Source organism: Quadrisphaera sp. RL12-1S, from assembly GCF_014270065.1.
GTDB lineage: Bacteria > Actinomycetota > Actinomycetes > Actinomycetales > Quadrisphaeraceae > Quadrisphaera.
In genome coordinates this window covers 109,801-121,297 of the sequence record NZ_JACNME010000005.1, presented here as the reverse complement: position 1 = coordinate 121,297, position 11,497 = coordinate 109,801, and the positions used below count along the sequence as shown (strand labels likewise).

Annotated in this window: 15 protein-coding genes; 6 read left to right on the top strand and 9 right to left on the bottom strand. The window is 72.8% G+C overall.

Annotated features, from left to right (window positions below):
* Nucleotides 1-37 precede the first annotated feature (37 nt).
* Nucleotides 38-592 carry a glyoxalase superfamily protein gene (locus tag H7K62_RS11500; protein WP_186718242.1) on the top strand — a complete coding sequence of 185 codons (555 nt, stop codon included), beginning with the start codon at nucleotides 38-40 and terminating at the stop codon, nucleotides 590-592.
* On the opposite strand, the gene H7K62_RS11495 is transcribed toward H7K62_RS11500, so the two are convergent.
* From H7K62_RS11495 to H7K62_RS11475, 5 genes are all read right to left on the bottom strand, one after another.
* Nucleotides 589-1,242 (bottom strand): response regulator, encoded by a 654-nt coding sequence (locus tag H7K62_RS11495; RefSeq protein WP_186718240.1) that lies wholly within the window; start codon nucleotides 1,240-1,242, stop codon nucleotides 589-591. The genes H7K62_RS11500 and H7K62_RS11495 overlap by 4 nt on opposite strands.
* On the bottom strand, nucleotides 1,239-2,426 hold the full coding sequence (locus tag H7K62_RS11490) for a sensor histidine kinase (protein ID WP_186718238.1): 1,188 nt from the start codon (nucleotides 2,424-2,426) through the stop codon (nucleotides 1,239-1,241). The genes H7K62_RS11495 and H7K62_RS11490 overlap by 4 nt, the downstream gene beginning before the upstream one ends.
* A 4-nt stretch (nucleotides 2,427-2,430) precedes the next feature.
* Nucleotides 2,431-3,225, bottom strand: a complete 795-nt coding sequence (locus H7K62_RS11485) for an ABC transporter permease (RefSeq protein WP_186718236.1) — start codon at nucleotides 3,223-3,225, stop codon at nucleotides 2,431-2,433.
* Nucleotides 3,222-4,100, bottom strand: coding sequence for an ABC transporter ATP-binding protein (locus H7K62_RS11480; RefSeq protein ID WP_186718234.1), 879 nt, complete (start codon nucleotides 4,098-4,100; stop codon nucleotides 3,222-3,224). The genes H7K62_RS11485 and H7K62_RS11480 overlap by 4 nt, the downstream gene beginning before the upstream one ends.
* A 97-nt stretch (nucleotides 4,101-4,197) precedes the next feature.
* On the bottom strand, nucleotides 4,198-4,563 hold the full coding sequence (locus tag H7K62_RS11475) for a DUF3817 domain-containing protein (RefSeq protein ID WP_186718232.1): 366 nt from the start codon (nucleotides 4,561-4,563) through the stop codon (nucleotides 4,198-4,200).
* Nucleotides 4,564-4,654: 91 nt separating this feature from the next.
* On the opposite strand from H7K62_RS11475, the gene H7K62_RS11470 reads away from it, so the two are divergent.
* Nucleotides 4,655-4,891, top strand: coding sequence for a DUF3046 domain-containing protein (locus H7K62_RS11470; protein WP_186718230.1), 237 nt, complete (start codon nucleotides 4,655-4,657; stop codon nucleotides 4,889-4,891).
* Here the strand turns inward: H7K62_RS11470 and H7K62_RS11465 are convergent.
* Together H7K62_RS11465 and H7K62_RS11460 are read right to left on the bottom strand one after the other, a co-directional pair.
* Nucleotides 4,863-5,747 carry a class I SAM-dependent methyltransferase gene (locus H7K62_RS11465; protein WP_186718228.1) on the bottom strand — a complete coding sequence of 295 codons (885 nt, stop codon included), beginning with the start codon at nucleotides 5,745-5,747 and terminating at the stop codon, nucleotides 4,863-4,865. The genes H7K62_RS11470 and H7K62_RS11465 overlap by 29 nt on opposite strands.
* A 4-nt stretch (nucleotides 5,748-5,751) precedes the next feature.
* Nucleotides 5,752-5,916 carry a hypothetical protein gene (locus tag H7K62_RS11460; protein WP_186718226.1) on the bottom strand — a complete coding sequence of 55 codons (165 nt, stop codon included), beginning with the start codon at nucleotides 5,914-5,916 and terminating at the stop codon, nucleotides 5,752-5,754.
* 94 nt (nucleotides 5,917-6,010) lie between these two features.
* On the opposite strand from H7K62_RS11460, the gene H7K62_RS23870 reads away from it, so the two are divergent.
* From H7K62_RS23870 to H7K62_RS11440, 4 genes are all read left to right on the top strand, one after another.
* Nucleotides 6,011-6,970, top strand: a complete 960-nt coding sequence (locus H7K62_RS23870; RefSeq protein WP_222437470.1) for a GlxA family transcriptional regulator — start codon at nucleotides 6,011-6,013, stop codon at nucleotides 6,968-6,970.
* A gap of 105 nt (nucleotides 6,971-7,075) precedes the next feature.
* Nucleotides 7,076-7,720 (top strand): zinc ribbon domain-containing protein, encoded by a 645-nt coding sequence (locus tag H7K62_RS11450; RefSeq protein ID WP_186718224.1) that lies wholly within the window; start codon nucleotides 7,076-7,078, stop codon nucleotides 7,718-7,720.
* The gene (locus H7K62_RS11445) at nucleotides 7,717-8,562 is read left to right on the top strand and encodes a MerR family transcriptional regulator (RefSeq protein WP_186718222.1); all 846 of its coding nucleotides are present in this window, start codon (nucleotides 7,717-7,719) and stop codon (nucleotides 8,560-8,562) included. The genes H7K62_RS11450 and H7K62_RS11445 overlap by 4 nt, the downstream gene beginning before the upstream one ends.
* 65 nt (nucleotides 8,563-8,627) lie before the next feature.
* A complete protein-coding gene (locus H7K62_RS11440) occupies nucleotides 8,628-8,987 on the top strand; it encodes a VOC family protein (protein WP_186718221.1) in 360 nt (119 codons plus the stop codon).
* A gap of 493 nt (nucleotides 8,988-9,480) precedes the next feature.
* On the opposite strand, the gene H7K62_RS11435 is transcribed toward H7K62_RS11440, so the two are convergent.
* Both H7K62_RS11435 and H7K62_RS11430 read right to left on the bottom strand, forming a co-directional pair.
* Nucleotides 9,481-10,056 (bottom strand): SMI1/KNR4 family protein, encoded by a 576-nt coding sequence (locus H7K62_RS11435; protein WP_186718219.1) that lies wholly within the window; start codon nucleotides 10,054-10,056, stop codon nucleotides 9,481-9,483.
* Nucleotides 10,053-11,492 (bottom strand): NucA/NucB deoxyribonuclease domain-containing protein, encoded by a 1,440-nt coding sequence (locus H7K62_RS11430; protein ID WP_186718217.1) that lies wholly within the window; start codon nucleotides 11,490-11,492, stop codon nucleotides 10,053-10,055. Before H7K62_RS11430 ends, H7K62_RS11435 begins: the two co-directional genes overlap by 4 nt.
* Nucleotides 11,493-11,497 lie beyond the last annotated feature (5 nt).

Here is an 11,497-nt window from a genome sequence, read left to right as displayed (position 1 = left end):
ACAGTGCGGGCACCCGGAGCACGGCGCGGAGCGAGGGATGACCGTGATCGTCGACGTCGAGACCGCCAAGACCGCCGCCCGGGCGCTGCGCAAGGACCTGGCCGCCCGCGGGGTGGACCTGACGCACTCCGCGGCGCTGGAGCTGGTGGCCCACCAGCTCGGGCACCGCGACTGGAACACCGCCTCGGCGCTCCTGGACCGCGACCGGCGGGAACCGCCGCAGCTCGGCGCGCCCGTGCCCGTCCTGCGGGTGCTGGACGGCGCCGTGGGCAGGGAGTTCTACGCGTCGCTGGGCTTCGAGCTGCTCTGGGAGCACCGCTTCGAGCCGGACCTGCCCCTCTACCAGCGGCTGCGCCGCGACGAGGTGACCGTGGACCTGTCCGAGCACTACGGGGACGGCGTCCCCGGCGCGGTGCTGTGGGTCCCGGTCCGCGACGTCCGGGCGCTGCACGCCGAGCTGCGCCCGAAGCTGTGGGCCCACCAGCGCCCCGGTCTGGAGGAGGACGCCCCCGGCGGCCCGACCTTCACCGTGGGCGACCCGTACGGCAACCACCTGCGCTTCTGCCAGCCGCCCCGCGGCCAGGGGGCCTAGCGGGGCGGGGGCAGCAGCCCGCGCGACATCGCCACGGTGACGGCCGCGGTCCGGTCGTCCACGCCGAGCTTGCTGAAGACGCGCAGCAGGTGGCTCTTCACCGTCGCCTCGCCGATGAACAGCTCGGCCGCGATCGCGGGGTTGCTCAGCCCGCGCGCCACGCACGCCAGCACCTCCGTCTCGCGGGCGGTGAGGCGCTCGGCGGCGGGCTCGCGCATCCTCGTCAGCAGCTTCGCGGCCACCGGCGGCGCCAGCACCGTCTCCCCGCGGGCGGCCCTGCGGACGGCGTCCGTCAGCGCCGCCCGCGGGGCGTCCTTGAGCAGGTAGCCGGTGGCGCCGGCCTCCACGGCGCGCAGGATGTCCGCGTCGGTGTCGTACGTGGTGAGCACGAGCACCCGGGACGCCGGGTGCGCGGCCCTGAGGCGGGCGGTGGCCGTCACCCCGTCCACCCCGGGCATGCGCAGGTCCATGAGCACCACGTCGGGGCGGTGCTGCTCCCAGGCGGCGAGCACGCCGTCGCCGTCGTCGACCTCCGCGACGACGGCGAGGTCGGCCTCCGCGGACAGCAGCGCCACGATGCCGGCGCGGACCACCGGGTGGTCGTCGACGACGACGAGGCGCAGCGGCTGCTGCCCAGCGGCGGAGGTCATGCGGGCACCCTGACGCGCAGGACGCACCCGGCGCCACCGCCGGTGCGCTGCTCCAGCACGGCGGACCCGCCCACCTGGGCGGCGCGGGCGGCCATCGCGGCCAGCCCGTAGCCGGTGTTCGTGCTGGTGGGGGGCGCGGCGAGCCCGGTCCCGTCGTCGGTGACGGTCAGCTCCACGCCCTCGACGTCCACCGCGAGCGCGAGGACCACCCGCGCGGCGGCGCCGTGGCGGCGGGCGTTGCCGAGGCCCTCCTGCGCCGCGCGCAGGAGCACGACCTCCGCCTCGCTGGTCAGCGGCGGTAGGACGCCGGGCAGGTCGAGCTCGACCGCGGTGCCGTCGGTGGCGGTGGTGCGGGCGGCGAGGCGCTCCAGCGCGCCGACGAGCCGGTGGGGGGACAGGCCCGCGGCGAGGTCCGGTGGGGTGTGGGCGGCGACGATGGCCCGCGCCTCGGCGAGGTTGGCGCGGGCCGTGGCCTCGATGAGGTCGAGGCGCTGGTGGGTCTGCCCGTCGTGGGCGGCCTGCGCGAGCGCCACGATGCTGAGGAAACCCTGCGCGAGGGTGTCGTGGATCTCGCCCGCGAGGCGCTCCCGCTCGGCGTGCACCCCGCGGGCGTGCTCGGCGGCGGCCAGCTCCGCGCGGGTGGCGGTGAGCTCAGCCAGCAGGGACGCCCGCTCCTCGCTCTCGCGCACCAGACCCGTGATCCACAACCCCAGGACGACGGCGGCGGCCGACTGCAGGAAGGCCGTGGCCACCGCGTCCGGCACCGCGGCCTGGTCCCAGCCCCGCTGGGCGACGTCCACCAGCCCCAGCGCCGCGGGCGTGACCACCACCGCGCCGATCGCCCACCAGCGCGGCGCCATGGCCCACACCTGCGGGAAGAAGACGAACAGCGGTGGCAGGGCGATCCCCGGGCTCAGGGCCACCGAGAGGACCACCAGGCACCCGGTGACCGCGGCGGCGTACATCGCGAAGCGGACGCGGGCTCGGGGCCGGTCGTCGTCGTCGCCCAGCAGCTTCCGGCCGAGCACCGCGTACGCCAGCGCCGCCGCCGCCAGAGCGGCGACGGCGGTGAGGCGGTCGGGTGGGGGTGCGCTGCCCAGCGCCGCCACGGTGAGTGCGGTGACCCCGAGCACGCCGTACCAGGCGGCGTGCCAGCCGATGCGGCTGCGCTCGAAGAAGTCCACCCGGCTACCCGTCCCCGCGGCGGCGCCACCGGAAGGTGGTCCGGCACAGCACCAGACCCACCACCGTCCACCCGGCGAGCACCAGCGCGATGAGCCCCAGCTGCCACGAGCCCGCCGGCTCGGCCGCCGCCATCGAGTCCGGGAGCAGCGCCGCGCGGAAGCCCTGCGCCATCCACTTCAGCGGGAACACCGCCGCGACGTCCTGCATCCACCCCGGCAGCTGGCTGTAGACGAAGAACACCCCGGAGATGAACTGCAGCACCAGCACCACGGGCGCGGTGACGGCGCTCGCGGAGCGGCCGGTGCGGGGGATGCTCGAGTAGGCGATGCCCAGCAGCGTGCCCGCGGCGGCCCCCAGCACCGTCACCCACGCCAGCGTGGCCCACTGCTGCGGCCCGGCGGGCAGGTCGACGTCGAAGAGCAGGTGCGCGGCCGTCAGCAGCACCGCCATCTGCACCGCCCCGGTGACGACGACGAGCCCCACCTTGCCCAGGAAGTACGCCGCCGGCGGCATCGGCGTGCCCTCCAGGCGCTTGAGCAGGCCGTCGTCGCGCTCCACAGCGATGGAGATGGCCAGAGACTGGAAGCTCACCAGCAGCACGCCCGAGGCGGCCATGCCGGCGGTGAAGTACTGCGTGAAGGTCACGCCGGGCGCGACGTCACCGGAGAACACCGACCCGAAGATGAACAGGAAGATGATCGGGAAGAAGACGTTGAAGATCAGCGCGTCCCAGGAGCGGGACAGCTCCTTGAGCTCGACCACCGTGCGGGCCCGCGACGCCCTCAGCAGGGCGCTCACCGGTCGGTCCCGCCGGCGATGAGGGCCAGGTAGGCGTCCTCGAGGGTGGGGCGGTGGACGCTGAGGCCGTCCAGCTCACCGAGCTGGGCGTGCAGGCGGGCGACGAGCCCCGCCGGCTCGGGGGTCAGCTCGGTGCGCCAGGCCCCGCCGTCGTCGCGCCAGCGGACTGTGGCCGGGGCCCGGTCCCGGTCGCCCAGCGTGACCGGTGTGCCGGTGGCGACGATGCGGCCGCCGTCGATGACGGCCAGGGCGTCCGCGAGCACCTCTACCTCGTCGAGGTAGTGGGTGGTCAGCAGGATCGTGGTGCCGTCCGCCGCGAGCAGCTGCACCAGAGCCCAGAACTCGCGGCGGGCCTCCGGGTCGAAGCCCGTGGTCGGCTCGTCCAGGAACAGCAGCTCCGGGCTGCCGATGATCCCCAGGGCGACGTCGAGGCGCCGGCGCCTCCCGCCGGACAGCGCGCTGGCGCGGGTGCGGGCGTCGTCGGCGAGGCCGACCTGCTCGATGACGGCCTCGGGGCGACGCGGCCGGGGGTAGAAGGTGGCGAACTGGCGGACCACCTCGGTGACGGTGAGGTCGGACAGGTCCTTGGTGGACTGCGCGACGATCCCGATCCGCGCCCGCCACGCGGGCGTCGGGCGCCCGGGGTCGGCGCCGAGCACGCTGACCTCGCCGGACGTGCGGGCGCGGTAGCCCTCCAGCACCTCCACCGTGGTGGACTTGCCCGCCCCGTTGGGCCCCAGCAGCGCGAACACCTGCCCGGCCGGCACCTCGAACGAGACCCCGTCGACGGCGCGCTTGGCGCCGTAGTGCTTGTGGAGCCCGGTCACGCTGACCGCCGGCCCTCTGCTCGTCCCGCTGCTCGTCCCGCTGCTCATGGTGACGAGCCTGCCCGTCCCCGGCGCCGCGCGGGAGCAGCCGGCGGTGGGTCGAGCCCTCCACCGACCGGTGGAGGCGCACCTGCCCGGGCGCAGGTCAGACGAGCGCGCGCTCGCGGGTGCGGGACCGGGTGGGGGTGAGGCGGCCGGTGCGGGCGGCCCACACCTCGAAGACCACCGTGAACAGCGGCGGGACGCTGCAGACCAGGGCCGTGACCAGCGTGGCGGGGCTCCAGCGCAGCGAGCGCCACGCCAGCACCGACAGCACGAGGTAGGCGACGAAGACGCCGCCGTGGACCGGCCCGAAGACGTGCACGCCGACCTCGGTCCTGTCCGGTGCCAGGTACTTGAAGTACATGCCGATGAGCAGACCCACCCACGTGAAGGCCTCGACCACGGCGACGGTGGTGAAGGTGCGCAGCACCAGGCGCTGGCGGCTCGTCAGGGCATCGGTCGCGGGCACCCGCCGATCACACCACGCCCGCCGGGGAGCACGGGGCGCGCGCCGTGGCCCGCGTGGCGAGCCTCACCACCGCGAGGGGAGGATGGGCGGGATGCGCCACAGCGAGTTCTGGCAGCTGGCCGACGCCGTGTTCGGCCCCGAGTACGCACGGTCCCTGGCCTCCGACATCGTGCTCAGCGACCTCGGAGGTCGCTCCCCGGTGCAGGCCCTCGACGACGGCGTCCCCCCGCGCGACGTGTGGGTGGCGCTGTGCGACGCGCAGGACGTCCCCGACGAGCGGCGCTGGCTCGACCCCCGGTCTAGGCGGGCTTCACGGCCTGGAGGGTGAAGCTCAGCGGGACGCGGTCGGCGGCGTCGCCGGGCAGGGCCCACTCGCCGGCGCCGTCAGCACCGTCTGCACCGTCTGCACCGCCGGCGGGGGGCACCTCGATCATGTGGTCCATCGCCTTCCACGGGATGCTCCGGTGCTCGGCCAGGCCCGTGAGCCGCAGCCCGGCGTCCAGGACGGCCGTGACCAGCTCGCCCAGGCCGTGGTTCCACTCGGCGCTGCGGGTGTGGGTGAAGACGTGGTCGGTCTGCACGTACGTGCCCGGCTCGTCGAACACCGTGGGCTCACCGCGCTCGAAGTACGGGAAGGCCAGCACGAGGTCGCCGTCTGTGCGGTCCTGGTCCAGCGCCAGCAGCGCCGGGTGGCCGTCGCGCACGAACAGCCGCCCGCCGGGCGCGAGCAGGTCCGCCACGAGCCGCGCCCAGTCGGCGATCCGGGGGAGCCAGCACAGCGCGCCGATGCCGGTGTACACGAGGTCGTACCTGCCTTCGCCCACGGCGGCCAGCACCGCCGCGCCGTCGCTGACGTCGGCCCGGTGGTAGTCGATCTCGGTCCCGGTCCGGGCGGCCAGCGCGCTCGCGTGGTGCAGGGCGCTGGGGGAGAAGTCGACCCCGGTCATGCGCGCCCCGAGCCGCGCCAGGGAGAGCGTGTCCGTGCCGAGGTGGCACTGCAGGTGGACGCCCCGGACGCCGGCGAGGTCCCCCAGCCTCGGCTGGTCGAACCGCACGACGTCGGAGACCTTGGACGGGTCGGTCACGTAGTCCTCCAGCACGTAGCCGGTGCCGGGGGCGGCGTGCGCGACGGCCCGCTCGTCCCAGTTCGCGAGGTTCAGGTCCACCGCTGCGCGCTCGTCCACGCGCTCATCCTTCTCGGTAGGTGCGGCTCGGCAGGTGCCCGGCCTCCCAGTCGCGGTGGGAGGACGGCGGCGGGCGGTGGCCGTACCCGTCGCCCCTCACGGCGACCAGCACGACGGCGACGACGACGAGCAGCGGCACGGTGGCGGCCAGGGCCACGACGATCTCCATGACTGGATGTTGGCGGCCGTCGATGTTGCGCCACCAGTGGCAAGGGTGACACTGCCCGTCGACTTCCTGCCACGTCACGTGGCAGGCTCCTGGAGTGCCGATCCGCGACGTCGCCGTCCTCGTGCTGCCCGGGGTGGCCCCCTTCGAGCTGGGCATCGCCTGCGAGCTCTTCGGGCTCGACCGCGCGGCGGACGGGGTGCCCAACTTCGACTTCGCGCTCACCACCGAGGTGCCGGGACAGGTGCGGACCACGGTCGGCTTCACCGTGGGGGTCGAGCACGGCCTCGAGCGCCTCGCCACGGCCGACCTCGTGGTGACGACCCCCGTCCCGCTGCAGTCCAGGGCGAGCCCAGCGGTGGTCGAGGCCCTCCGCGCGGCCCACGAGCGCGGCGCGCAGTTCCTCAGCTGCTGCGGCGGCGTCTTCGTGCTGGGCGACGCCGGGCTGCTGGACGGCCTGCGCTGCACCACGCACTGGCGCTACACCGGCCTGCTCGAAGAGCGCTTCCCGGCGGCCGTGGTCGACCGCGACGTCCTCTACGTCGACGACGGCCCCGTCATCTCCAGCGCCGGTTCCGCGGCCGCCATCGACGCCGGGCTGCACCTGCTGCGCCGCGAGCTGGGCGCCGCCGCCGTCGGGAAGGTCGCCCGCCGCATGGTCGTGCCCCCGCACCGCGACGGCGGGCAGGCGCAGTTCATCCCGAACCCCGTCCTCCCGGCCCAGGCGTGCGCCGACGACGACCTCGCCGCCCTGCACGCGTGGGCGCTGGAGCACCTCGCCGAGGACCTGTCGGTGGAGCGCCTCGCCGCGCACGCCCGGATGTCCCCGCGCACGCTGGCGCGCCGGTTCGCCGACGCCTCCGGCACCTCACCGGCGGCGTGGGTGGCGCGGATGCGCCTGCAGCGCGCGCAGGAGCTGCTGGAGACCACCGACCTGCCGGTCGACGCGGTCGCGGTCGCGGTGGGGTGGGGCTCCGGCGCGGTGCTGCGCCACCACTTCAGCCGCCTGGGGACGACCCCGCTGGCCTACCGGCGCACCTTCGCGGGCACTTCCTAGCCGTCCTGCACGGGGAGGGGTTCGCTGAACTCGTCGCCGTGGGAAACTGATCTCTGAGAGCCTGCTGTCTGCCGTTGGCGTCCCCCTTCGACGTGCAGGAGCGTCATGCCTGAGCACATCCCGTTCACGGACAACGTGACCGACCTGTCCAACGAGGACGGCTACCAGTTCGAGTTCCGCTGCGAGCGCTGCGGCAACGGTTACCGCTCGGCCTTCCGGCGCGACTTCCGCTCCACCGGGCAGAAGCTGGCCCGCGGTCTGGGAGGCCTGTTCAGCGGGTCCCTCAGCCAGGTGGGGTACATGGCCGACCGGTTGCTGGACCGCGGTACCAACTCACCCGCCAAGGACGACGCGCTGCGCGCGGCGACCGCCGAGATCGCCCCCCGGTTCCACCAGTGCCGCGGCTGCGGGGACTGGATGTGCGGTGACGGGTGCTGGAACGACCAGGTCGGACAGTGCGTGCGCTGCTCGCCCAACGCGGTCGAGGAGCTCGCCCAGCTGCAGGCCGAGGCTCGCCGCCGCCAGGTGGCCGAGCGCCTGGAGACCATCGACCTCGTCCCGAAGGTCCCGCTGGCCCGCCAGGCGCAGCCGCGGTGCCCGGCGTGCGGCGCCCAGGCCCACAGCGGCGGGGCGTTCTGCTCCGACTGCGGCACCTCCCTCGCCCCCGTGGTCTCGTGCACCGGATGTGGCGCGCAGGCCGCGCGGGGTGCTCGGTTCTGCGTGACGTGCGGGCGATCGCTGACCGGATGACCGGCCCGTCTCCTGCCCGCTGGACCGAGCGGCCCCTGCTCGCCATCGGAGAGTTCTCGCGCTACGCGGGGCTCAGCGTGCGGATGCTGCGTCACTACGACGAGCGGGGCGTGCTGGTGCCCGCCGAGGTGGACCCGGCCACCGGCTACCGCCGGTACACCCCCGACCAGCTGCGTCAGGCCGGTCGGATCAGGGCGCTGCGCGACGCCGGGTGCGGCATCCCCGCCATCGCGGAGCTGCTGCCCCTCTACGCGACCCCCGACGTCCTGCGGCTCCGTCTCGCTGATCACGTCGCGCAGCTGGATGCTGGAGCGGCGCAGATCGCTGCTCGCCGTCAGCTGGCGGTGTCGCTCGCGGCGTCGCTGGAGGAGAGTCCCGCCGAGGTGGGTGAGCGGACCTTTCCTGGGGCGCGCGTGCTGCGCCTGCGCCGGACGGTGGCTTGCTACCCCGCCGAGGGCGAGTTGTGGGCGGAGCTGCGGGACCTGCTCTCCCCCCCGCCGGGAGTGCGACCAGAGGCGCTGGGGAGCCTCGTCGGTGCCACCTACTACGACGACGAGTTCCGCGACGACGACGTCGAGATGGCCGTCTGGCGTGACGTCCACGGGGTCAGCGGCGTGCCCGCGGGGTTCGAGGTGGTGGAGCTGCCGGCGCAGCGCGTGGCCTGGACCACGCACCGCGGGCCCTTCGACACCATCGGCCTGGCCGGCGAAGCGCTGGGAGCCTGGGTCGCTACGAACGGACGGCGACGGGTGGGGCCGCTGTTCAACCTCTACGTGGTCGGTCCGGGGCGTACGCAGGACCCAGGCGAGTGGGTCACGGAGGTCAACGTCCCCATCGAGTGACGACCGACGACCCTGTGACCAGCCGGGCTTGACCCTCACACTGTGGAAGACCCGACGGTGGTCCCATGAGCAACCTCGTGACGTACTTCGAGATCGGCACCCCTGACGCTGCGGCGGCCCGCGCCTTCTACGGCGGCGTGTTCGGCTGGCGGGTCGCCGATGCGGGACCTGCCGGGTACGCGCCCGTCAACGGCGCTGCGGGAGGGCTGTGGAACACGACGGGCATCGGCGGGGGCAGCTGGGCGATCTTCTACGTGGAGGTGGCTGACGTCAGCGCCGCGCTCGATGCGGTGACCGCTCACGGCGGTCGCGTGGTGGTGCCGCGGGTGGACAACGGCGCCATCGTGTTCGCTCACGTGGCCGACCCGGCGGGCAACCGCTTCGGGCTGTGGCGGCGCAAGGCCATCGCTGACGCTCGCCCGTGACCTCAGTCTCACAGCGCCCGCGGACGCGACCACAGCGTCGGCGGCGGCGTGCTGGGCGTAGAGGGCGACCTGGTCGACCCCATCTCGGCGAGCTCCGCAGCCGCTCCAGCTGGGCGGCAGGCGGGCCCAGCATGCAGAACCTGCCGACGACGTCGTCCGGCGCGAAGTCGGCGTGGGTGTGCCCGGCGCGGCCGTGCTGGGCGTAGTCGTAGCCCTGCCGGGCGGCGATGTAGTCGCTCAGGGCCTTGGGGCCCCCCGCTCCGTCAGTGCGGTACTCGGCGACGACGGTCGGCGACGTGGTGATCGACCATCCCGCCGAACCAGCGTGTCTGGGCGCGGGCGTGAGCCTGCTGGGCGTCTGACCAGTCGGCGACGTACGCCGAATCGAAGCGGGATGGCGGATTCGATACTGCAGGAGACTACTGATTTGCCGCCGAGTGGAAGGAGCAGTTCTCTCGCTTCGTCTGCCACTGGGAGTCCCCGATCCTGCTTGTCAGGTGAGCCACCATTCGATACCTGGATTTATTCCTGCGGCGAGTCTTGCATACTCGTCATCATCCATCTCGATCCCGCCGACTATGGGGAAGAAGACTCCGGTCTCATAGGCCTTCGAAATCGTCTGCAGCATGCCTTCGATCGACAGGTACTCTGCCGGGTGCTCCAGTTCCACTGAGCGATAGCGATGAACCCTGGGGGGCGCTGCTTGTGTAGTGTCGATGAACATGAAATCGCCGCCGCCGTCTGTCATGAACGGGACCCAGCCCGGGTTCCATCGTGTGTCGTCCCGGAAGTCGAGATGCGCTTGGATAATTTCCCCAAGTCCAAGCAGGTAGAAGCCCGGCATGATGCAGATCTGGCCAATTTTGGCACTTGAATTGGGGCTCAGGCCATTGTGCCAGCTGAGTAGCTGCTCGAGCTGGCCAGTGTTCACCAGGTTGCGCTGCATGAACTGACGGTGAGACTCTGCCTGCGAGACCCCTGGCATGAGGGACTCGATGAGTTCAAGTCTACCCAAAGTCTCCAGGTGCTGATCGATGTCTCGACACCACCGCCACGCATCGTCGCTCATGGCCCGAAGTGTACCTGGTAGTCGTCGCCCGGCTGGATGTTGTGAGTTCGGTAGAAGCTTGAGAGAACCCCGCCCTGGTAGTTCTGTTCTTGCTTGGGGACTGCCAGCACAAATGACCCTTCGCCGCCTTGCTCGGAAGAGGCGAAAGGGTACTCATCGAGCGACAGGCCACGTGGTCGATCCCTGTCCAACAAGGCCTTTCGCCGATTAACGTCCGCCTGCTTGGCGGTGGCGCGCGTGAGCCGTCTGGGCCTTCCTGCCGCGACTGCGTCATTGAAATTGCTCTCGAGGTTGGGGCCTCTGGACCGGCTAAAGATAACTGTGGGCACGTCCGGGTCCAGGCCAGCTGCCGCTAGATCATCTTTGCTGACGCCCTTGACGGCGTGTGCTGCGTTGGCGACCTCGTCGGCTTCCTTGAGGCCCTTGACTGCTTGGAGGCCTTCGCCGAGCATGCGGCCGTCGGGGAGGATGCTGAGGCCGGCCATCAGGATCTGCTGGTCGCCTTGGGCTTTGTCGCCCTCGGCGTAGGCGTGGTGGGCGGCCATGAGGCCGGCGCTTGCTGAGAGTGCTCCCAGGATGGGGGTGAGGGCGAGGTCGACGCCGGGGATGAAGGCGCTGATGAGTGCGGCGGTGCCGAGGACGTCGGCGATGGTGCCTGAGTTGTCTTCCAGCCAGTTCTCGGCGCCCTTGGCCCAGTCGATGGCGCCGTCCCAGGCGGACTCGTGGTGCTTGGGCGGCGTCGGGGGCGTCGGGTGGGCGGTGGCGCCGGTGTAGGTGGCGTTGGTGCTTGCCCCCCCGGTGCTCGCTGTCGTGGTGGTGCTCGCTTCGCCGCCCATGGCCGCCAGCTGGTCGCAGCAGGTGTTGATGGCCTCGGCGGCGCTCTGGTTTGCGGCTGCGGCGTCGGCGACGGCGGTGGCCATGTCCTGCTGGGCACCGGTCAGGGCGGTGCTGGCGGTGGTGACGGCGGTGGCTGCGTCGTGGGCAGCTTGTGACTGCTCTGCTTGGGCGGTGGGGTCGATCTGGCCGGTGGCGTTGGTGGTGGGCATCGCCGCGGCTGTGGTCACCGCCTGGTGGGCGTCGCCGAGGGCGGTGCTGGCTGCTTGGGCACGCGCTGCCGCGGTGATGTAGGCGTCCTGGGCCAGGGACAGGGCGTGGGCGTAGGTGCGGACCGCGTCGGCGGCTTGGGTGTACACGTCGAAGCCGACCTGCACGCGAGCAGCCAGCGCCGCGATGTGACGGCCTGCGGCATCGGAGGCGTCTCCGACCCAGTTGGCGGTGACGGTGCGGCCGTGGGCGGCGATGGCATCAGCGGCGTTGAAGAAGTCCTTCGCGGTCGCGGTCATCTCATCGGCTGCGGCGTACAGGGCGGCGGGGTCACCGGCGATCCCCGCGGTCCCGGCGGCGGAAGCGGTCGGGGCAGCCACGGTGGTGGCCATCAGTC